This is a genomic window from Clostridium massiliamazoniense, from assembly GCF_001403635.1.
Classification (GTDB): domain Bacteria; phylum Bacillota; class Clostridia; order Clostridiales; family Clostridiaceae; genus Sarcina; species Sarcina massiliamazoniense.
The window spans coordinates 1,872,534-1,896,419 of sequence record NZ_LN879468.1 but is presented as its reverse complement, the minus strand read 5'-3'; the positions used below and the strand labels follow the sequence as shown (position 1 = coordinate 1,896,419).

Below are 23,886 nucleotides of genomic sequence, written 5' to 3'. Positions count from 1 at the left end.
ATATGGAGGTGAATAACTTATGAAAAATGCTTTGAAGGTCTTTCGAAGGGACCTTAAAGGTATGATTAAGAACCCTATAGCTATTTTAATGATAGCAGGAATATGCATAATTCCATCTTTATATGCATGGGTCAATATTAAAGCAGCTTGGGATCCTTATACAAATACACAACAAGTACCCGTAGCCGTAGTAAATACAGATCAAGGTGCTACTATAGCAGGAAAACAAATAAATGTAGGGGACAATATAGTTGCACAATTGAAGACCAATAAGAACTTAAATTGGCAATTTGTTAGTCCAGAACAAGCTAAAATAGGATTGGCATCGGGTGAATATTTTGCAGAACTCGAAATACCGTCGAACTTTTCATCAAATTTAGCAACATTAACAAGTGATAATCCAGTGAAACCAGAACTTATATATAAAGTAAATACAAAACTTGGTCCTGTTGCTAACAAGATAACAGAGGTAGCCCAACAGAATTTATTAGGTCAAATAAAAAGTAGTGTAATGTCTACTATTAGCCAACAATTATTTACTGTCTTAAATACTTTTGGGGAGAAAGCTGCTAAGAATAAGAATGAAATTATAGCATTAAAAGAAGGTATTATAAACTTAAATACTAATATGGGAACTGTTACTACAGCTTTAAATAATGTTGGAAGTAGTTCACAAAGTTTAACTTCATACTTAAACACAATTAAAAGTACATTACCAGAGTTAACTAGTGGACTTAATCAAGTTCAAAGTAATACAAGTAACATAGCTTCTATTGCATCAAGTACTAAAAACTTAATGAATACATCCTTAAATAATGTTCAATTAAATTTAACTCAAGCTCAAGGAATATTAAATAATGTTAGTAATTTACTTGGACAATTAAAAGGAAATGTAGATACAGCCCAAGCGACTTCATTATTAAATAGAATATCATCTGATATAGATTCAATGAATAACGGAGTATCAGCTAATATAAACTTCTTAAATAGTGTTAGCCAAAGTACTGGCAATACATCCGTAGCAGGATTAGTAAATCAATTAAAGGATGTTCAAGGTGCATTAAATCATGAAAAAGCTGTTGTAAGTGATGCGCAAAATAGTGTATCTAAAGGTGGAGCTTTAGCATCATCAACTTTAGGTTCATTACAAAGTGCAACATCCAATGCATCAAATAATATAGGTGCTGCAATTAGCAACTATAACAATAATGTAAAAGGTAACTTAAACACTATAAGCAATGGTTTAATATCTGCTACAAACGATGCAACACAATTAATAAGCCAAACTCAAGGTTTAGGTCAAAAAATAGAAAATGTTATAAGTACAGCAAGTCAGGGTAGTCAATTAGCAGGAAGTACAGCCACTCAATTAAGTAATGACTTAAGTCAATATAAAGATTTAATAAGTCAATTAAGTAATAAGTTATCAGCTTTAAGTGATAATGATATAAATCAAATGATAAGTGTTTTACAAGGTAATCCAATGTTAATGGGAGATTTCATATCTTCACCATTTAATTTTAAACAAGAATCAATCTATCCAGTTGCAAACTATGGTTCAGGTATGACACCAGTTTATAGTGTTCTTGCTTTTTGGGTTGGAGTGTTATTATTAACATCACTTCTTAAAACTGAGTCAGCTTACTTTGAAGGTATTGAAAGAATGACAAGTAGAGAGAAGTATTTTGGAAAAATGCTAACATTTGTATTCCTTGGTTTTATTCAATCATTAATAATAGCCTTAGGAGATAAATTCTTATTAGGGGTGCAAACTGTAAATTTACCTTTATTTATGGGAATATCAGTACTAACAGGTATAGTATTTTCAATAATAATCTTTACAATAGTTTCTCTATTTAGAACTATGGGGAAAGCTGTTTGTATAGTATTAATGGTTGTTCAATTATCAGGAACAGGTGGAACTTATCCAATACAAGCATTACCTAAGATATTTAGAATGCTAAAACCTTTCTTACCATTTCCTTATGGAATTGAGGGAATGAGGGAAGCTATAGGTGGACCTTATTGGCCAAATACAATTAATGATATAGTAATTTTAACAATATTTGGAATAGTATTTGCACTATTAGGATACTTCTTGAAGCCACGTACAGAAGGTTTCTTTACTAAATTTGAAGAGAAATTTGAAGAATCTGGTATAGCAGAATAGGCTAAGAGAAGTGAGGTGAAGAACATATGAAAATATTTAAGATATATAAGAAAAATCTTAAAAATATACTGAAAAATCCAGCAGCTTTAGTTGTAGTTTTAGGACTTTGTATAATTCCTTCACTTTATGCTTGGATTACTTTAAAGGCTAACTGGAATCCCTATGTTGATACAGGGAATGTTCCAGTAGCTGTAGTAAATGAAGATAAAGGAACTATTATAAATAACCAAATAGTTAATGTTGGTGATCAAATCGTAGATCAACTTAAGCAAAATAAAGATATCAAATGGACTTTTGTTGGTGAGGCAGTTGCAAATCAAGGATTAAAATCAGGAGAATACTATGCAGTAATAGTAATACCTAGTGATTTCTCATCAGATTTAGCAACATTATCTACTGGAACACCAGTAAAACCTGATATAATATATAAAGTTAATGAGAAAACCAATGCTATAGCTACAAAAATAACTGATATAGCAGCCAGTCAATTACAACAACAAATCAAGGAAAGTTTTGTTAAGAGTGTAAATGAAGCTATTATAAAAAAGGCAAATGTTGTTGGTGGAGAAATAAAGAAAAATGAGCCAATGATATTACAATTAAAAGATGTTATAGCATCTACTAATAATAGTATTGGTAAAATAGAGCAAAACATAAATGGAGCTACAGTTAATGTAAATGAATTAAGTAGTTATTTAAGTAATATTCAAAATAATTTACCTACAATAACTAATGCCATAGACTCATTACAACAAGTAACAGGAGCAAGTCAGGCGCTTATTCAATCAACTAAAAATACTGTTAGTAATGCTAATAATAATATAAACAGTAATATAAGTCAGATGGAAAATACCAATACTCAGCTTCAAGGCTTTATAAGTAGTTTAAAGGAACTTAATGCTACAGCAAGTAATAATGAATCTACAATTCAACTTGTAAATAATGCTTTAGGAGCTAATGAGAAACTTTCAGGAACTGTTAATTCAACTATAAGTTTATTACAAGGACTTAATAATATGTTGCAAAATAATGCATTAAGTGGACTTATAGGACAATTAAATCAAACTCAAAATCAATTAAATGAGCAAAGAACAGAACTTAATACATTAAAAACTAACTTGGCTAATAAAGCACCAGCTGAGAAAATCGAAGGTGTATTAAACAATATAAGTAATGTTAGTAATGGATTAACTTCTGATATAACAGGTTTTGCAAATAATTTTACTACTAATGGTTCAGCAACAGTTAATGGTTTAAGTAATAACTTAAACTTAACATTAAATAATGTAAATAGCATTTTAGAATCAAGTAGAGCCATTGTTCCACAACTTAAAGCATTAACTAATTTAGGTATCTCAGCAGGAAATTTAACTACTGAAAAAACACAAGAATTAAGTAAGAAATTAAATAGCTTTAAGGGAACTTTATCAGAGTTGCAAGATAAAACTAAGGGATTAAATAGTGAGGCATTAAACAACTTAGTTACTGTATTAGAAAAGAATCCAAATGATATTTCATCATTTTTATCTTCACCAGTTTCTATAAAAGTTGAAGAGCTTTATGGAATGTCTGTTTTTGGAATTGGTCTTGCACCATTCTATACAGTATTATCAATATGGGTTGGAGCATTACTTTTAACATCACTATTAAAAGTAGGAGATCCAGAGGAAGAGGATGGAACTAAGAAAACTTTAATGGAAATTCACTTTGGTAAGATGTTACTGTTCTTGACTATAAACTTTATACAGGCAACAATAGTAACCTTAGGAGATGTTTTCTTACTAGGCATATCACCTTATAGTATTTGGATGCTTTTAGGCTTTGCATGGCTTTCAGGAATAACCTTTACGGTAATAATATTTACTTTAGTTTCCTTAATGGGTAATATGGGAAAAGCACTTTGTATAGTAATAATGGTAATGCAAGTTGCAGGTACTGGTGCAATATACCCAATACAAGTAAATCCTGAAATATTCCAAAAATTATATTATGTATGGCCATTTACCTATGCTATAGATGCTTTTAGAGAATCTATTGGAGGACCTGATGTACCTAGAGTTATCCATGATTTTAAAATATTACTTATTTATTTAGTTGTATTCTTTATTTTAGGATTCTTACAAATTGTTATGCATAAGAGAACAGAGAAAATGGAAGAATTATTTAAAGAATCAGGATTATAAAATAAATAAAAAAAGATTGTCTCAAGATGGAATAATTCCAAACTTGATGACAATCTTTTTTTTTAGTCTGTTACTTTAATTTCTTTTTTCTTTACAGTAAAGAATGCTATGATTAAGCCTATAAGAGCTAGTGCTCCAGCACATCCAAAGGAGAAGTTCATTCCATGAATCATTGCTTTTTCTGGATTAAGAATTCCTGAGTGAAGTGCAGACTTACTCATTGCAGTTACAAGTATTGATGTACCTATAGCACCAGCTATTTGTCTCATGGTATTATTAACTGCATTACCATGTGAATATAATCTTCTTTCTAATGTATTTAATCCTGATGTTGTTAAAGGCATCATAAACATTGAAAGTCCAAACAATCTTAATGCATACATGGCGATTATGTAGGAAACAGATGTATCAGGTGTTAGGAATGAAAATGCAAAAGTTCCTACTGTAAAACAAATTAAACCTATTAAAGATAATAATCTTGAACCAATTTTATCAAATAAATAACCTGTTACTGGATTCATTACACCCATTATAATTGCTCCAGGCATAAGTGCTAAACCAGCATCTAAAGCTGAGTAAGATCTTGCATCTTGAAGATACATAGGAATTATTAATTCTGAAGAAATCATACCAGCATAAACTATCATAATTATTATTGTAGAACAAGTGAAAACTCTACTTCTAAATACACTTAGATTAAGCATAGGGTCTTCCATTGTTAATTGTCTCCAAACAAATATTATAAGAGCAATTACCCCAACAATCATAGGTATGTATACATCAGTGCTTCCCCAGCTATGGTTTCCAGCATTACTAAAACCAAGAAGTAGTCCACCGAACCCAGCGGTAGATGTAATTAATGAAAGTATATCTAGTGAAACTTTCTTAGAATCAGTAACATTCTTTAGTAAGAAGTAAGCTAGTATTAAATCTATTATTGCTAATGGTAATGTAATGTAGAATAAGTATCTCCAAGGATAATAATTTATTATCCAACCTGATAAAGTAGGTCCTATAGCAGGGGCGAAGGAAATAACTATACCAAAGATACCCATAGCAAGTCCTCTTTTCTCAATAGGGAAAATTATAAGAAATACTGTTTGCATAAGAGGAATAATTATTCCAGCACCAGCGGCTTGAATAAGTCTTGCAGCTAATAAAAACTCAAAATTATTAGCAAAAGCACCAATAATTGTTCCGATAGTAAATAAGCCCATTGATATAAAGAATAATGTTCTTGTTCTAAATCTATCTATTAGAAAAGCTGTACAAGGAATCATTATTCCTAAGACTAACATATAGCCTGTACTTAACCATTGAGCAGTAGATACACTTATATGTAAATCTTTCATAATGTCAGGAATAGCTACATTCATAAATGTACTATTCAAAAATGCTACAAAAGCCCCAAAAAGAAAAACTCCTGCTATAATTGGAGCTTTGAAGGCTTTATTGGTGGTAGTAGTACTCATAAAGTCACCTCATTTTAATTTTTTCTTTTGTACTTATAAAATTATTTATTAAAAAATAATTGAGAACTAATAAGTTTCATAATAAAACTTATAAGTTTTATTAAAAACTAATAAGTTTTATTGTGTAAAACAATTATAGAACTTCCTATAATTTAAAGTCAAATGCAGGGAATTACAGGTATTATTTAAAAAATCATAAATAAGTTGTTATATCCTTAATAAATAATGTAAATATTGCTTAATCATTTAAATATAATGTATAAAAGGTTAAAGAATGAATAATGAGTAACTTATTACTCATTATTTTCATTAGAATTATTAGGGTCTAAATAATCTATAGGTTGTGGTATAAAAACTTTTTGATTTTGAAGCAAAATAATATTAAAAGAGATTATGATTTTATAAATTGTTTCATCTTTATGTTTAACTCTAACTTTTTTTTCAAAGAGGTTTATTTCTTCTATTTTCCAAGAGATTTTTGTAGATTTTGTATCTCTGAATAGAGGAATTCGTTTAAAATCTTTTTTATTAGGGTGTTCTTCATCAAAGGAGAATTTAGGGTAAGTATTATAGTTTATATCCACCAATGTTCTAAATGGGATATTTATAGTATTATTTTGAAATCTATTATTAAAAGATAAAATCTCTACATGTTTAGACAAATAGCCTTCTACTAATAACTTGTAGGAGTCATTTAAGAAGGTTAATTTGTTTAATTTAATATTATTTTTTAAGGTTTTTATGGACTTTATTGGGGATTTATATTTTAATTCGCAATTTATATCAATTTGAAAATCAGATAAAACTATAGGAAATATGCCAATAATAGGTCCACTTCTACCAATGGGAGTTTTATACTTAATTATGCTTTCATTTAGTTTATTAGTTACATCAAGGTTTGTTAATGTATCTATAGGGACTTCACCTTGAAGTTCTATGTTTTTAGCAAGGTCAAGGTTATTTTCATTCATATAATTAGGCCTCCTTTATAAACTAAGACTTAATTCACATAGAGCTTTGATTTTAGATGAATTTTAGTGGACATTATCTAGGGATATGTGCCTATTTATCTCTATCTTATAGAAATTTTAGTATTACAGACACTAGTCATCAGATTAAAATTCATTATTTTATATTATTCAAAGAATGAGTAGATAGTAACTAAGTAATAAAAATTAAAACATATATTTACAATTATTGGATAAAAATGTATAATATATTTATCTTATCATGAGTGGTGGAGGGACTGGCCCAATGAAACCCAGCAACCAATAGATTTTCTATGGGTGCTAATTCCTGCGGATTTTCTGAGAGATAGGATATTTTTAGTAGTTAATGAGGATATATCAAGTTCTAGATTAATCCTAAAAATAACCTTTTTTCAAAGTTGAGAAGTTGTTTTTAGAAATTAAGTAGTACTTGATATATTCTCATTTTTTTTATTGGGGTAAAGAAAAAATAAAAGGGGGTTAATATGTATATAAAAGATTTATTTAAAGAAAATAATTTAGTGTTTTCATTTGAAATATTTCCACCAAAATCAACATCATCTATAGAGGTTGTCTATAAAACCTTAGAAGAATTAAGGGATTTAAATCCTGATTTTATAAGTGTAACCTATGGTGCAGGTGGTAATATAAATGAAAATAGAACGGGACATATATCAAATATAATAAAGAATAATTATGATATTGAACCAATGGCACATCTAACATCAATAGGTTCAAAGAAAGAAGATATAGAAAGTATTTTAATAAATTTAAAGAATAAGGGAGTAAAAAATATTTTAGCTTTAAGAGGAGATATACCAGAGCAAGGAGCAAAGGTTGGAGATTATAATCATGCTTCAGATTTAATAAAGCATATAAAAGAATTTGGAGGATTTGATATTTCGGCAGCATGTTATCCAGAGGGGCACCATAAAGGAGAAAGTTTGGAGGAAAACTTAATTTATCTAAAAGAAAAAGTTAATGCAGGAGCAGAACATTTAGTATCTCAATTGTTTTTTAGTAATAATTACTTTTATAATTTTTTAGATAAGGCAAGGGGAAAGGGTATTAATGTACCTGTAGAGGCAGGAATAATGCCTGTGGTGAATAAAAAACAAATAGAAAGAATAGTATCTCTTTGTGGGGCTACTTTTCCAGAAAAATTTATGAAAATAGTAAATAGATATGAACATGATAAGATTGCTTTAAGAGATGCAGGAATTGCATATGCTGTAGAGCAAATAGTTGATTTAATATCTACAGGGGTTGATGGAATCCATCTTTACACAATGAATAATTCTTATGTTGCTAGAAGAATTAGTGAAAGCATTCAATCAATAATAAGTTCTGTTAATAATAAAAGAGTTGTATAGGGGGAAGGAAAAATGAAGAAAGTAGAAAGTTTTGAATTAGATCATAGAAAGGTGAAAGCACCATATGTAAGAAAGTGTTGTACTTTAGGAGGAGTTAAAGGAGATAAGGTAAGTAAGTTTGATTTAAGATTTTTACAACCAAATTTAGAGAGCTTTGGAACTGCGGCAATGCATGGTTTAGAACACTTATTAGCTACAGAATTAAGGAACTTTTTAGATGATGTTATAGATTTATCTCCAATGGGATGTAGAACAGGATTTTACTTGATTCTTTGGGGAGATAGAAGTACAACAGAAGTAAGAGAAGCTTTAGAAAAGGCATTGAATGTAGTTTTAGAAGCTGAAGAAATACCAGCAGCTAATGAGATTCAATGTGGGAACTATAAGGATTTATCATTATTCGGAGCTAAGGAATATACAAAAAAAGTTTTAAAAGAAGGATTTACTTTATTTAATTAATAGTAGTTTTGGTTGTATCAATAGTAAATTAGGATTAGCCTATAATTTTGATGCAACCTATTTTAATATAAAAGGGAAGTTAATTTTAAGGAAGTGATGGAGGGTGAGTTTTAATATAGATAAGAATGAGGTTCTTAGATATATGGCATATAAAGGGCAGGAAATAGATGAGGATTTAAATAAAAAGATAGATAAGTGTATAGATATAATTATGAGAGATGCTAAGCCAAGGTATACTATAGGGGAATATAGTATTGAAAATATAGATGAGGGAATATTAGTTTCAAAAAGTACTTTTATTTTAAGAGGGAAAGATATAAAAAAACATTTAAAGGGATGCAGTAAAATTATTTTATTAGCAGCCACTTTAGGTAATAACATAGATAAAATTATAAAGTTAAATGAGAGATTGAGCCTAGAAGATGGAATAATCTTAGATGCTTGTGCAACAACTTTAATTGAGTCATTTTGTGATAGCATTGAAAAAGAAATTTCAGAAAAAAAGAGTAAAGAGGGAAAGTCTATTACTTTTAGATATAGTCCAGGGTATGGTGATTTACCAATAGAGTGCCAAAGAGATTTTATATCTGTGGTTGAAGGGAGTAGAAAAATAGGTTTATGTTCAACAAGTAATAACATTTTAATACCTAGAAAGTCAGTAACAGCTATAATAGGTGTATATGATGAAATAAAGGAACATAAAAAAAGAAGTTGTGAAAATTGTAGTAATTATGAGAATTGTTTGTATAGAAGAAAGGGTGTTAGTTGTGGGGATTAAAGAATTAATAGGAAAAGAATTAATAATTTTTGATGGAGCTATGGGGACTATGTTACAAAAGAAAGGGCTTAAATTAGGACAATGCCCAGAAATTTTTAATATAGAGAATCCAGAAGTAATAAAATCCATTCATCAAGGGTACATAGAAGCAGGGGCGAGAGTTATAACAACTAATACCTTTGGTGCAAATGAAAAAAAGCTAAGAAATACAAGTTATTCTGTGGAAGAAATTATAAAAGCTGCAGTGACTATAGCTAAGGATGCTATTGGAGAAAGAGAAGCTTATGTTGCTTTAGATATTGGACCTATAGGTGAACTTTTAGAACCAATGGGAACATTAAGTTTTGATGAAGCCTATGAGATATTTAAGAGACAGGTTTTAGTTGGATTAGAAAATGGAGTAGATCTTATTTTACTAGAAACAATGACAGATTTATACGAGTTGAAGGCAGCTGTTTTAGCTGTTAAAGAAAATTGTGATTTACCTGTTTTTGCTACAATGACCTTTGAAAGTAATGAAAGAACATTTACAGGATGTATTCCAGAAGCAATGGTATTGACCTTAGAGGGTTTAGGAGTAGATGCTTTAGGAGTTAACTGTTCTTTAGGACCAAAGGAATTACTTCCTATAGTAGAAAGAATAACAAAAGTATCTAGTTTACCTGTAATGGTTCAAGCTAATGCAGGGTTGCCTAAAATTAGGAATGGAGAAACTGTTTTTGATATTAGTACTAAGGACTTTGCAGATGGAGCCGAGACTTTCTTTAATTTAGGTACTTCCATAATAGGTGGATGTTGTGGAACGACCTTTGATTATATTAGGGAGGTAAAGGAAAGACTTAATAATAGAAGTCTAGTAAAAAGAACAATAGAATATAGAGCAAGTATATGTTCTGATTCAAAGGTAGTTTATATAGATGGAGTAAGAGTTGTTGGTGAAAGAATAAATCCAACGGGAAAAAAAATGTTTAAAGAAGCTTTAATAAAAGGAGATATGGATTATATATTAAAACAAGCTATAACCCAAGTAGAAGGAGGAGCAGAAATTTTAGATGTTAATGTTGGAATACCTCAAATAAATGAAGAAGAGGTTATGGTTAGGACAATAAAGGAAATTCAATCAGTTATAGATACTCCTCTTCAAATAGATTCTACTAATAAGAAAGTTATAGAAAAAGCACTTAGATATTATAACGGAAAACCTATAGTTAATTCTGTTAATGGTGAAGATAAAGTTTTAGATGAAGTGCTTCCTATAGTAAAAAAATATGGAGCAGCAGTTATAGGACTTACACTAGATAAAGGAGGAATTCCACCAAAGGCAGAAGAAAGAGTAGCTATTGCAGAAAAAATAATAAAAAGAGCTGAGAGTTATGGAATAAAGAGAGAAGATATATTTATAGATTGTTTAGTGCTAACAGCTTCAGCACAGCAAAAAGAAGTAAAAGAAACCTTAAAAGCAGTTACTTTAGTAAAGGAAAAATTTAAGGTTAAAACCTTATTGGGGGTTTCTAATATTTCTTTTGGATTGCCAAATAGAGCATTAATAAATGAAAGTTTCCTTGCTTTAGCATTAGGGGCTGGATTAGATTTGCCTATAATGAATCCAAATTCAGAAGGAATGATGGATGTAATAAGAGCTTATAGAGTTTTAAATAATGAAGATGTTGGAGCTGAAAAGTATATAGAGGCTTATGCTATAGAAAAAAGCGACAATGAACCTAAAAAGGACGGTAATGAGGTTACAGATTTGAAAGTTATGGTTATAAAAGGTCTTAAGGAGGATATAAGAGAAGCTACAAAGCAATTATTAAAAAATACAGATGAATTATCTATAGTTAATAATTATCTAATTCCAGCATTAGATGAAGTAGGCTATAAATATGAAAAAGAAATAATATTTTTACCACAATTAATAAGATCAGCTGAAACTGTTAAAGTTGCCTTTGAAGTCTTAAAAGAAAGTCTTAGCAAAAAGAATGTTGAAAAAATAAGTAAGGGGAAAATAGTTTTAGCTACGGTTAAAGGAGATATCCATGATATAGGTAAAAATATAGTAAAGGTAATTTTAGAAAATTACGGTTATGAGGTTATTGACTTAGGAAAAGATGTCCCTATAGAGAGAATTTTAGAAATAGCCAAAACTGAAAAACCTAAATTAGTTGGTCTTAGTGCGTTGATGACAACAACTCTGAAAAGTATGGAAGAAACTATAAAAGCTATTAGAAATGAAGCAATAGACACTAAAATAATGGTAGGTGGTGCTGTTTTAACTCCAGAGTATGCTGAAATAATAGGAGCTGATTATTATTCTAAGGATGCAAAGGAGGCTGTAAATATTGCCAAGGAAATATTTAAATAATAAATAAAGTTTCATTTTAAGGAGGCTTATCATATACTATACTAAATTAATTGTATAGAGGTAATTTATGAATGGCGTAGAGCTTATGAACTTTGTCAACGACTTTCTTCCACGGAACTCTAAGGTAGTTAATGTTGATGTTGAGAAGAGTGGCTTTAGAGGTGAAGAAGTAGAAAATGTAATCGTAGAGTATATTTTTCGTTCGGGAGAATATACCATGATTTTAGAAAATGAAAATGGAGAGTGGTATATTAAGGAGATATTTGATTCCTTTGGTGGGAGACCTTGCGAAATGAGAACAGAAATAAGAGATGCCTTGGAGGAAGAAATAGAAGAGGCAACCAGAGGTGAAAAGAAGATGTTGAAGGCAACAACTCCTATAAATGTGACATCCAATACGGGAGCAGTAGCGCCTATAAATGTGACATCTAATATGAATCAAGCACCTCATATGAATACGACAGCTCCTTTTAAGACTCCTGTTAAAGTAGTTCCAAAGGAAGAATTAATAGGAAGTAACAAGGGTGCACAAGAAGGCTATACAGGAATGACAGGAGATAAAGTTTTAGAATGTATTGATGGTAATGTTACAGGACGAGGAAGAATAGAAAAGGTCTGTGTTGTTGAAAGAGATAGTAAAAAGGATGGGAAAACTGTAAAGGAACTATACTTAACTATAAGAGCTATAAACGGAACATTTAAAGATGAAGTGAAGCTTAGCAGATTTGGTTATGATCCTAATATAGGACTCTTTGATTTAACTGCAAATGGAGTTCAGGATATATTAATTTCAATGCAATCAGGAGAAAGTGGAGGCTTCTATATTTATTATGCTTATTCATATATTGATAATAAACTAACTAAAATTTTTGATTCATTACAATTTAATAGAGATGTTAATTATAACGTGGAATATTTAGATAATTATGCTGTTAGAGTAAGTGGCGGAGTAATGAATTATGAATATTTTGTTGATATAAGGCAGAGAGATATTTTATATTTAAATAAATTATATGACGGATGTAAGTTAAGAAAGCCAACTAAAGGCTCAGTAAGTGGCATAGTAAACTTATATCCAATATCAATAAATAATAATAGAATATTCCAATTGCATTTTATAAGTCATATTTTAGGTGTAGCAGATGATGACCAAGTGGCAGGATTGGTATATGTAATAGGATGGGATAATGATAAGAATAAGTTCGCAATTCTTGAACAAAGGGTAGTAATAAGAGGTGATGGACCTCCAGATAATTATGGGCTAGATAAAGTTAATCCTAAGTTTACTGTAATACCTAGTTATATTCCAAAAATAAATCAATAATAAAATTTAGGAGGATGTATCAAATTACAGATACATCCTTTCTGCCTTTTATCTAGCTATATAGGTTCATCATTTGTGACCACTCACTTACGTAAAGAAGCTCTAATATTTTTTCTACAACAGTTTCTAAAATTTCCAAACTCACTTTGTTCAAACAGTGGAAATTTTTTCACGAAACTATTGTTCAAAAATAAAGAGCTTCTAATACTAGTTCAATGGTCACAGCATTTTGTACCTATATAGCTATCTCGGCAGATGAAAAAAATATATTTGTGAAAGTAATATAAATTAAGGTGCTGATTTGATACATCCTCTTGTTTTTAATTTAATAAAATAAAATTACACAAAATTAATTTGGAACATATAATATATAGAATTAATACTTATTTTGAGGGTTATTATTTAATGGATAACATACAATTAAAGAATTTAGTTTTGAATTTTTTACCTAGGAATTCGAGTATAATGAGCATAAAGCAAAGAGATGAAGGCTATAGATCTGAGGAGATTATTATAAATTATACCTTTAATTCTAGGGATTATACAATGATACTTGGTTTAGATGGTAATGAATGGTACGTAAAGGAAGTTTGTGATGAAATATTAGATAATCCTATAATGACAAGTAGAAACAATTTTGCTGTGGTTAATAGACAAGATTTATTTGGAGGCAAGGAAATACAAACAAAGAAAAAGCCCATAGAGATAGAAGGAACAAAGGTAGATTGGGAAAAGGTTCCTAAAACTAATAGTGATAGTAATAAAAAAGAGAAGGGGTATTTAGGAAGTGTAGTAGGAAGTGGTCTTGGAACAGTTTTAGCAAATAAAGATATTGTTTTAGGATGTGCTGAAGGGAATATTACATCCTTAGAAAAGAGTTCTAAGATATGTATAATTGCAGAACAATATGAAAAGGGAAATCAATTAGCACAGGAATTATTTTTAACAATAGAAGACGTTGATGGAAATTTTAAAGCAAAAACTAAATTAGATATCAACTATGGATTTGAACCTAAAATTGGATTATACGATTTCACAGGAAATGGATATTTTGATATATTAATATCTATGAGATCAGGTGGAAGTGGAGGATATTATTTTTATTATATATATAGTTATATAGATAGAGAGCTTAAGAAAATTTTTGATTGGCAAGAGTTTAATAACAAGTTAAAATTTGATGTTACCTATTTAGATAATCAAAGGGTTAAGGTGGTTGTGGGAATATTAAATTCAGAATTTATATTAGATATATCTAATAAGGAACAAGCATATTTAGATAGTTTATATGACAAAAATGGAAAGTTAAAAGCACCAGTAAAGGGCTCTGTAAGTGGCATTGTTAATTTATATCCTGTTAGTATAAATAATGATAGAAAATTTGAGCTGCATATAATATGTAATATAATAGGTGTAGTAAATCAAGATATTTTAGGTGGTATAATATTTATAGAAAAATGGGGCAAAATGAAGTTCGAATCAGTGGTAGATTGGGCTCTTTTATTTGGACCAGAACAGCTTGGATTGTCTAAAATAATTAGGTAATATTTTCATAGTGTATAAAGAATTATTTAGTAATAGTTGATATATATTTTTAATAAATATATATTAACTATTTTTATGTTCCTATTGTAAATTATAAGTTAATTAGTATATAATTAGAAAATAAAACTTAAGAGGTAGGTGAATTGATGGGGGAAAGAGAAAAGTTTTCTTCTAGTATTGCAGTGTTTTTAGCAACTTTAAGTTCTGCTGTAGGTTTAGGGAATATATGGATGTTTCCTTATATAACAGGTGAAAATGGTGGAGCAGCATTTATTGTTACATATTCTATTTGTGTATTAATTATAGGGATTCCTGTATTATTAGGAGAATTTATAATAGGTAGAGGAACTAGAAAGAATGTCTATGGAGCTATAAAGTCCTTAACAAATAAGAAAATTTTTAAGTCTATAGGTGTTCTTGGAATAATATCAACATCATTTATATTGTTTTTTTACACTGTAGTGGCAGGTTGGGTTTATTCTTATGTATTTAAAGCTATAAAGGGAACTTTTATAGGAATGGATGCTAGTTCTGTTGCTTCTATTTTTAAGGAAACAAGCACAGGAATTATATCACCATTATTGTGGCAACTAATAGCTATATTAGTGGTTTGTGGAGTATTAGCGTTTGGTATCAAGAGTGGAATAGAAAAAATGACAAAGATTTTAATGCCTGTACTAATAGGCTTATTAATATTTTGTGCAATTAGGAGTTTGTTTTTACCTGGTGCTTTTGCTGGAGTAGAATTTTTACTTAAACCTGATTTTTCAAAAATAAATTTAACTGTAATTTTATCTGCTTTAGGATTAGCATTTTTTAAACTTTGCATAGGAACAGGTACAATGATAACTTATAGTAGTTATTATACAGATGATAATAATTTACCTACAACAGGATTAAAGGTAGCATTAGCTGATACAGGAGTATCTTTAATAGCAGGATTAGCTATATTTCCAGCCGTATTTTCTTTTGGACTTGAACCAACAAGTGGTCCAGGGTTATTATTTGAAACTATACCATTAATTTTTTCAGAGATTCCGGGAGGCAGTATATTAACAGTAATATTCTTTTTATTAACTGCTATGGCAGCAACTATGGCAATGTTATCTTTATTTGAGGTTTTAACAGCAGCTTTAACTGAAGAATTAAAGTTAAATAGGAAATTTGCTCAAGTAATTAATATAATAGTTGTAATGGGATTTGGTTCTTTAGCAGCTTTATCTGCCCATCCAGAAGGGGTACTGAGCCATATTAAGATAATGGGATTAGGATTTTTTGATTTTTATGATAAGGCAACATCATTATTTATATTGCCCATAAACGGATTGTTGGTTGCTATTTTAGTTGGATATTTTATAAATAAAAATTTAATAGTGGAACAAATAACTAATAAAGGTCTTATAAAAAATGAAGGGTTATGTAATATATTAATCTTTAATTTAAAATATATAGCACCTATTTTAATAATGATAGTTTTTATAGGATCCTTATTTTAGGTAATAATTGATTATTAGGAATTGAGGAGAAAAATTCAGAAAGAAGAATTTTTTAATTAATTCCTTTTTTTTATTAATTGTAAGTGTAAATATATGGAAAAATATTAATTTAGAATATATAATAGAATTATTATAATTAGATTAAGGTTGAATATAATTTTAATATTTTGGGGTAGTAATTTAAAAGGGGGATTTATGATGAAGAAAGTAAAAATTGCATTATTGGGATTGGGCAATGTTGGTACAGGTGTGTGGAAAATATTCCAGATGAATAAGGATGAAATTGAAAAGCGTTCTGGTTATGAAGTTAAGATTAGTAAAATATTAGTTAGAGATAAGAAGAAAAACAGAGGTTTAGATATACCAGAAGAATTAATAACAACAAATTTTAAGGATATATTAGAGGATGATGAAATAAAGGTTGTTGTTGAGGTAATGGGAGGTATCGAACCTGCTAAATCTTATATTTTAAGTGCTATAAAAAATAAAAAACATATAGTTACAGCTAATAAAATGCTTTTAGCTACAAGAGGAGATGAATTATTCAAAGAAGCAGATGAGAATGGAGTAATGTTTAGATATGAGGCTAGTGTTGCTGGAGGGATTCCTATAATAAATGGAATAAATGAAAGTTTAACAGCTAATAAAATAGAAAATTTATATGGAATAGTAAATGGAACAACAAATTATATTTTAAGTAAAATGGATTTAGAGAAAGTTAATTTTAAAACTGCATTAAAAGAAGCACAAGTAAAAGGATATGCAGAGGCAGATCCTACATCAGATGTGGATGGATATGACAGCCAATATAAGTTAGCTATTTTAGCTGCCTTATCTTTTGGAACACAGGTCGATGTGAGTAATGTTTATAGAGAAGGCATAACCAATATATCATCTTTAGATATAGAATATGCTAGGGAACTTGGATACAAAATAAAATTATTAGCTATAGTGAAAAACCATGATAATAAGTTAGAACTTAGAGTACATCCTACAATGGTACCAGAGGAACATCCTTTAGGGGCAGTTTATGATTCCTTTAATGCTATTTTCTTAAAAGGAAATGCTGTAGGAGAATTAATGTTTTATGGAAGAGGTGCTGGTGATTTACCAACAGGTAGTGCTGTTGTTAGTGATATTATTGCTATTATTAAAGAAGATGTTGAAGGGGAAAATAAAATACCTGTAGTTAAAAATAACTTATGGAAAAAAGAATTTAAGGAGATGAGTGAAGTTACATGTAGATATTATATAAGAGCTACAGTAATTGACGAACCGGGAGTTTTAGGAGAAATAACAAAAGTTTTCGGAGAAAATAAAGTTAGTTTACGCTCAGTTATTCAAAGAGGAAGGAGACACTCAGGACAGTATGTAACACTAGTATTTGAAACATATCTAACTAAAGAAACAAATATAATAAGCTCTATTGATAGTTTGTATGAATTAAAGTCTGTAAACAAAATAGATAATCTAATAAGAATAGAAGAATTTTAAATAATTATTATAGGTGGTATATGGAAGTTTAGATAGTTAAGGTTATTAACTATGTAATTTTCATATATCATTTTATTATTTTTTATAAAAATATAGATGTTTTATAGATGAGTATAGTATTTTAACTTGAAAACTTCAAATACTATAGTTGAAAAAATATATGGAAAGGAAAATATGTTATGAAAAAATCTGCATATCTATTAGGGTTATTTGGATCAATTATTTTATTTTTCATAATTTTATCATCTTTAGTTTTAAATTATAGCTATAACGTAATTATATTTAATTTTATATTTTTAATCGAGCTTATATTAATAATAATTTATTTAGTATTGCTAAATAAAAGATATTGGAGAAAAGCTGATGAGAACGAAGGAAATAGAAGTTGGCTCAAAGCTATGACAATTTGTCTAATTCTAATATTACCATTTAATCTATTTTGGGCTATATTTAGTTTTGATAATATGGGGAAATCATTAATAGATTTTATTAAAGTATTATTTAGAAGTTTACCTAATTATGTTGTTATAATTCCATTGATTTTATCCTTATATTTAATAAATAAGACTAATAAAAAGCCTAGATGGAAAGCACAATAATATTAAATAAATTTTATTGACTATTGAAATATATGATGATATATTATTAGATAATTTAATCTAAATTACATAAATTTTATATTTTAATTAGTCATTTACTAAGGAGGAAATCAATATGTTTGGAAGAGATGGATTTTTTGAAGAAATGGAAATGGATGAAGTACGTAGAGAAGAATTAGAAATGGAAGAAATGCGTAGACGTGAGTTAGAAATGGATGAAATGCGTAGAAGAGAAATGGAATTTGAAAGAGAAGAAGCTTATCAAGAAGAAATAGTAGATGAAGAGCTTATGGAAGATGAAATTTTAGAAGATAGAATGCTTAGAAGAGAAGAAGATGAGCTTTTTGAAGATGAAATAATTGACGACATATTTTAAGATATTCTAATTATAGGATAGCTTAATAAAAAATAAAAAAGAGTATTTCAAAGTGGAATTTTTATTCCTACCTTGAAATACTTCTTTTATTCTAAAGGAGACACTTTCCTTAAAAGATTTTTTATTTTGAAAAATATTTAGTATAAAATAATGTGCCATTAAAATAGCAAATGTGCAACTATAGCTATTATAGGCAAAGTTATTAATGTTCTTTGAAGGAAGATTATAAAAAGTTCTTTAAAATTAATAGGAATTTTTGAACCAAGTAATATGCTTCCTACTTCAGACATGTAGATAAGTTGAGTTACTGATACACATGCAACAACAAACTTAGTCATATCATTTGCTACATTAGAAATCATCACTGATGGTAAAAACATATCAGCAAAACCAACTAATATTGTTTGAGCAGCAGCAGTAGCTTCTGGAACTCCAAGTAATGAGAAAATCGGAATAAATGGTATTCCTAGTATTTTAAAAATAGGTGTATATTCAGCTAAAATTAAAGCAGTTGTACCCATTGCCATAACTACAGGAATTACCCCAAGCCACATATCTAATACATTTTTAACTCCTTCTGTTAATAAAGGTAGAAGCCCTTTATTAGTTAAAGCTTTTTCAGTAGCTAGTTCTACACCATAAGAAAATGGTGTATGACCTTTTGGAATTTCATCTGAATTATTTTTTTCTTGATTATTGTAGTTTTTTTCAGATTTATTTTTTAGAGGTCCAATTTTAGGTAATATTATTGCTGCAATTATGCTAGCTAAAGTAACTGTTAGATAAAAAGGGATGAACATGTGTTGCAATCCAACTTGAGCTATTATTATGAAGGTAAAGGTTATGGAAACAGCGGAGAAATTTGTTCCGATAGTACAAGCTTCTTTTTCAGAGTAAAACCCTTCTTCATATTGTCTTGATGTAAGTAAAACTCCAATTGTTCCATCTCCAATCCAAGATGTTATACAGTCTACGGAAGCTCTTCCAGGCAATCCGAACAAAGGTCTCATAACTTTTGTAAGCATAGCTCCACAAAATTCTAATAGTCCAAAGTTTAAAAGTAAAGGAAGTAATAATCCTGCAAATAAAAAAACTCCAAATAGAGATGGTAGTAAATCACCTAAAATTAATCCACCAGTATTTTCACTTAATATAAAGTTAGGCCCAACTTCAAAATATGTAAGAACAACGAAGAATGCACCAAGTAGTCTTACTGAAAACCACAAAGGGCTTATATTAAATAAAGAATTCAAGTAGCTATTTTTCATGATGAAGTTAGGTTTAAATAGCTTAGTTATTAATGAGAGTATTACAGTTGTAGAAATTAGTATAGTAATTATTAATGGTAATTGATTAGCTAATATTTCATTAACTTTACTAGAAACGAAAGCAACAGGAATTGTCATGCCATCTGCTGTGTTTATAGGAACCATGAATAATAGAATACCTATTAATGATGGAATAATAAATTTTAATATCTGAACAAAAGAAAATTTCTTTGTCACTGATTGATTTTTTACATCCATAAAATTTTCCCCCCTAAAATTATTTTAAAGATATAACATAATTATACAAATATAATTTAATTTAATCAATAATAAAATGCATAAAAATTTATTAAATTTGTATAAATATTCGATATAAATATGATATTTAAATAAAATATAATATTGTGTATGCATATTTATTTAATTTGTTATATATGTAATTAGCTATAAATGTGAAAAAGGATATTAGAAAATAGAAGTTATAATTTGAATTTTAATAGAATTAATAAAATAAAAAATATAATCTGTAACAATTGTTACGGAATTATAAATATGGATTTACTATAATAAGAATTGTAAAGGGGATAGAAAATATTCCCTAAGCTAAAAAGAATATCGGAAATTAAATTATATATAAAACTTTGAATAAAATAAATTTTAGGAGGATTTTAACATGGATAATAAAATGTTCTGTTTCCAATGTCAAGAGACAGCAGGAAATAAAGGATGTACAATTAAAGGTGTATGTGGTAAAACATCAGATTTAGCAGGGCTTCAAGATCTTTTAATATATGCTTGTAAAGGTTTATCAGTAGTAAGCACTGAAGCTAGAAAAGTAGGAATAGTTGATGCTAAAGTAGATAAATTCATAATAGAATCATTATTTGCTACAATAACTAACGCTAACTTTGACAATGAAGTTTTTGTAGCTAGAGTAAACGAAGCATTAGAGTTAAGAGAAGCTTTAAAGAAAGAAGTTTTAGCTAAAGGTGGAGATTTATCAAAATTACCTGAAGCTGCTACATGGACATGCTCTTCAAGAGAAGAAATGGAAGAAAAAGCTCCTAAAGTAGGTGTTCTTTCAACTGAAAACGAAGATGTTAGAAGTTTAAGAGAACTTATAATCTATGGTCTTAAAGGATTATCAGCATACCTTAAACATGCACTACAATTAGGATACATAAGTGAAGAAATCAACGGATTTATGCAAGTTGCTTTAGCTAAAACATTAGATGATAGTTTATCAGCAGATGAATTAGTTGCTTTAGCTTTAGAAACAGGTAAATTTGGTGTTGATGGTATGGCATTATTAGATAAAGCTAATACAGAAAGCTATGGTCACCCAGAAATGACTAAAGTTAATATCGGAGTTAGAAATAACCCAGGTATCTTAATAAGTGGACATGACTTAAAAGACATGGAACAACTATTAGAGCAAACAAAAGGAACTGGAGTAGACGTATATACTCATAGTGAAATGTTACCAGCTAACTACTATCCAGCATTCAAAAAGTATGATCACTTTGTAGGAAACTACGGAAATGCTTGGTGGAAACAAACAACAGAATTTGAAAGCTTTAATGGACCAATATTAATGACTACAAACTGTTTAGTACCACCTAAAGATAGCTACAAAGATAGAGTTTACACAACTGGAGCAGTTGGATTTACTGGATTAACTCACATAGAACAAGATGAAAATGGACACAAAGATTTCTCAGCAATAATTGAACATGCTAAGAAATGTGCAGCTCCAACAGAAATAGAAAAAGGAGAAATCATCGGTGGATTTGCTCATAATCAAGTACTTGCTTTAGCAGACCAAGTTGTAGATGCTGTTAAATCAGGAGCTATTAAGAACTTCTTCGTAATGGCAGGTTGTGACGGAAGAGCTAAATCAAGAAACTACTACACTGAATTCGCTGAAAGATTACCTAAAGATGCAGTTATATTAACAGCTGGATGTGCTAAATACAAATATAACAAGTTAAACTTAGGTGATATAAACGGAATTCCAAGAGTTTTAGATGCAGGACAATGTAATGATTCATACTCATTAGTAGTAATAGCATTAAAATTAGCAGAAGTATTTGGATGTGAAACTGTAAATGATCTTCCATTACACTACAACATAGCTTGGTATGAGCAAAAAGCTGTAATAGTATTATTATCATTATTACACTTAGGTGTTAAAAACATTCACTTAGGACCAACATTACCAGCATTCTTATCACCAAACGTAGCTAAAGTTTTAGTTGAAAACTTTGGAATAGCTGGAATCACTGATGTTGATTCAGATATGAAAATATTCTTAGACTAATAAGAATCTGTGGATAAAAAATAGAAAAATAAAATGGGGATATATCAATAATTTTGATATATCCCTTTTATCTTTTAGCTAGCTATATAGGTTCGCCATTTGTGACTGCTCACCTACGTAAAGAAGCTCTAATATTTCTTCTACAATAGTTACTAAAATTTCCAAACTCACTTTGTTCGAACAGTGGAAATTTCTTTACGCAACTTTTGATCAGAAATAAAGAGCTTCTAATTACTAGTTCAATAGTCACAGCATTTCGTACCTATAATAGCTATCTCAACAGAATGGTAATACAAAAATATGGGGTAATTTGATATACCACATATTTTTTTACATATGCATTGCAGTAAGAATGAAGTATATTAAAAATATTCCTGCTATTACGTAGGTTGGAATACTAACATCCTTTCCTTTTTTAGCTGCTATTTTAACTATAGGATAAATTATAAATCCAAAAGCCATTCCATCAACTATACTAAATGTAAAAGGTATTAAAATCATTATAATAAATGCAGGGAAGCATTCAGTAAAATCTTCAAAGTTTATATCTTTTATATGTGACATCATTAATGAACCTATTATTATTAGAATAGGTGCTATTGCTGCATTTGGTATTATTGTTAACACAGGTATAAAGAATAAAGATAGTAATATACATATTGATGTTACAATAGATGTTAATCCTGTTTTCCCACCAGATACTATACCCGCTTGACCTTCTACTGTAGATACAGTTGGACTTGTTCCTAATAAACTACAAACTATTGTTGATAGTGCAACTGCATTAAGTGCTTTTTGTATTTTTTCAGGTTGATTTAATAATCCACCAACTTGACTATGTAATAAACCTATATTTTCAAATATTAAAACTAATCCTAATGAAAATGCTGCCACCCAAAAGTTTGGATTTAAAAATTGATCAAAACTTAAGGAGAAAAATAAATCTTTGTAGCTAGCAAAATCAGGAAGTGCAAAAACTGAACCTGAAAATTTAATAGTTCCAAAAATTAGAGATAGAACTGTTCCAAATATTATAGATATTAAGAAGTTACCAGGAACATTTTTTACAAATAGGATAACTGTAAGAACCAATGTTGCTAGGAAAATTAATATATGAATATTAGTTATGTTTCCTAACTTAACAAGGGTAGATCTATCAGATACAATTAATCCTGACTTTTGTAACCCTAAAAAGGTAATAAACAATCCAATTCCAACTGTTATTGCACTTTTAAGTGATAGTGGAATGGCATCAGTTATTAATTTAGATAATGGTGTTAGTGCTACTATAGTAAATAATACTCCAGCAACTAGTACTGCTCCTAATGCTTGTGAGAATGATAATCCCATGGTTTGAATAACAGTGTAAGTAAATAAAGCATTTATACCCATTCCAGGCATTGTAATAAGTGGTGTATTACTTAAAAAAGCCACTAATAAACATCCAACTACAGAAGCTAAAACCGTAGCTATTATTAATGGTTGCATTTCCTTTCCACCGTCACTTAAGATGCTAGAATTAACAGCTACAATATAAATTGAAGCAAAAAATGACGTTAATCCTGCCATTAGTTCGATTTTAAATGTTGATTTGTGTTCTTTTAATTTAAAAAATTTTTCCATCCTTTCATGAACCTCATTTGTAAAGCTCCCTCACCCACCCACGTCAAGAGACGCA

Annotated in this window: 17 protein-coding genes and 1 riboswitch; of the genes, 13 read left to right on the top strand and 4 right to left on the bottom strand. The window is 29.2% G+C overall.

What is annotated here, in order from left to right; genetic code table 11:
* The first annotated feature begins 61 nt into the window (after positions 1–61).
* Positions 62–2,170 carry a YhgE/Pip domain-containing protein gene (locus ARA19_RS15840; protein WP_207643345.1) on the top strand — a complete coding sequence of 703 codons (2,109 nt, stop codon included), beginning with the start codon at positions 62–64 and terminating at the stop codon, positions 2,168–2,170.
* A gap of 26 nt (positions 2,171–2,196) precedes the next feature.
* Complete coding sequence (locus ARA19_RS15835) at positions 2,197–4,353, top strand: YhgE/Pip domain-containing protein (protein ID WP_055071894.1); 2,157 nt, start codon at positions 2,197–2,199, stop codon at positions 4,351–4,353.
* A 62-nt stretch (positions 4,354–4,415) separates the two neighbouring features.
* Here the strand turns inward: ARA19_RS15835 and ARA19_RS15830 are convergent, their stop codons facing one another.
* Together ARA19_RS15830 and ARA19_RS15825 are read right to left on the bottom strand one after the other, a co-directional pair.
* Positions 4,416–5,825, bottom strand: a complete 1,410-nt coding sequence (locus tag ARA19_RS15830) for a DHA2 family efflux MFS transporter permease subunit (protein ID WP_055071893.1) — start codon at positions 5,823–5,825, stop codon at positions 4,416–4,418.
* A 293-nt stretch (positions 5,826–6,118) separates the two neighbouring features.
* Positions 6,119–6,796: a hypothetical protein gene (locus ARA19_RS15825; protein ID WP_055071892.1), complete on the bottom strand. Its 678-nt coding sequence runs from the start codon at positions 6,794–6,796 to the stop codon at positions 6,119–6,121.
* A gap of 251 nt (positions 6,797–7,047) precedes the next feature.
* Positions 7,048–7,146: riboswitch (SAM riboswitch) on the top strand.
* Between the two features lie 153 nt (positions 7,147–7,299).
* Between ARA19_RS15825 and metF the strand changes: the two genes are divergently transcribed.
* From metF to ARA19_RS15775, 10 genes are all read left to right on the top strand, one after another.
* Positions 7,300–8,187, top strand: a complete 888-nt coding sequence (gene metF, locus ARA19_RS15820; RefSeq protein WP_055071891.1) for a methylenetetrahydrofolate reductase [NAD(P)H] — start codon at positions 7,300–7,302, stop codon at positions 8,185–8,187.
* A gap of 12 nt (positions 8,188–8,199) precedes the next feature.
* Positions 8,200–8,646: an S-ribosylhomocysteine lyase gene (locus tag ARA19_RS15815; protein WP_055071890.1), complete on the top strand. Its 447-nt coding sequence runs from the start codon at positions 8,200–8,202 to the stop codon at positions 8,644–8,646.
* Between the two features lie 103 nt (positions 8,647–8,749).
* Entirely contained in the window at positions 8,750–9,424 is a 675-nt protein-coding gene (locus ARA19_RS15810; RefSeq protein ID WP_055071889.1) for a hypothetical protein, read from the top strand.
* Positions 9,414–11,786, top strand: coding sequence for a homocysteine S-methyltransferase family protein (locus ARA19_RS15805; protein ID WP_055071888.1), 2,373 nt, complete (start codon positions 9,414–9,416; stop codon positions 11,784–11,786). Before ARA19_RS15810 ends, ARA19_RS15805 begins: the two co-directional genes overlap by 11 nt.
* Before the next feature lie 67 nt (positions 11,787–11,853).
* Positions 11,854–13,110 carry a hypothetical protein gene (locus ARA19_RS15800; protein WP_055071887.1) on the top strand — a complete coding sequence of 419 codons (1,257 nt, stop codon included), beginning with the start codon at positions 11,854–11,856 and terminating at the stop codon, positions 13,108–13,110.
* A gap of 465 nt (positions 13,111–13,575) precedes the next feature.
* Positions 13,576–14,655, top strand: coding sequence for a hypothetical protein (locus tag ARA19_RS15795; RefSeq protein WP_055071886.1), 1,080 nt, complete (start codon positions 13,576–13,578; stop codon positions 14,653–14,655).
* Between the two features lie 143 nt (positions 14,656–14,798).
* Positions 14,799–16,151: a sodium-dependent transporter gene (locus ARA19_RS15790; RefSeq protein ID WP_147574414.1), complete on the top strand. Its 1,353-nt coding sequence runs from the start codon at positions 14,799–14,801 to the stop codon at positions 16,149–16,151.
* Between the two features lie 198 nt (positions 16,152–16,349).
* Positions 16,350–17,645, top strand: a complete 1,296-nt coding sequence (locus ARA19_RS15785; protein ID WP_055071884.1) for a homoserine dehydrogenase — start codon at positions 16,350–16,352, stop codon at positions 17,643–17,645.
* A 179-nt stretch (positions 17,646–17,824) separates the two neighbouring features.
* On the top strand, positions 17,825–18,244 hold the full coding sequence (locus ARA19_RS15780; RefSeq protein WP_055071883.1) for a hypothetical protein: 420 nt from the start codon (positions 17,825–17,827) through the stop codon (positions 18,242–18,244).
* 115 nt (positions 18,245–18,359) lie between these two features.
* Positions 18,360–18,620 carry a hypothetical protein gene (locus tag ARA19_RS15775; RefSeq protein WP_055071882.1) on the top strand — a complete coding sequence of 87 codons (261 nt, stop codon included), beginning with the start codon at positions 18,360–18,362 and terminating at the stop codon, positions 18,618–18,620.
* Between the two features lie 158 nt (positions 18,621–18,778).
* Here ARA19_RS15775 and ARA19_RS15770 read toward each other — a convergent pair whose 3' ends face one another.
* Positions 18,779–20,146 (bottom strand): YjiH family protein, encoded by a 1,368-nt coding sequence (locus tag ARA19_RS15770; protein ID WP_055071881.1) that lies wholly within the window; start codon positions 20,144–20,146, stop codon positions 18,779–18,781.
* A gap of 427 nt (positions 20,147–20,573) precedes the next feature.
* Here ARA19_RS15770 and hcp point away from each other — a divergent pair, with 427 nt between their 5' ends.
* Positions 20,574–22,208, top strand: a complete 1,635-nt coding sequence (gene hcp / locus ARA19_RS15765) for a hydroxylamine reductase (RefSeq protein ID WP_197276614.1) — start codon at positions 20,574–20,576, stop codon at positions 22,206–22,208.
* A 330-nt stretch (positions 22,209–22,538) separates the two neighbouring features.
* On the opposite strand, the gene ARA19_RS15760 is transcribed toward hcp, so the two are convergent.
* A complete protein-coding gene (locus ARA19_RS15760; protein ID WP_055071879.1) occupies positions 22,539–23,831 on the bottom strand; it encodes an NCS2 family permease in 1,293 nt (430 codons plus the stop codon).
* Positions 23,832–23,886: the final 55 nt, after the last annotated feature.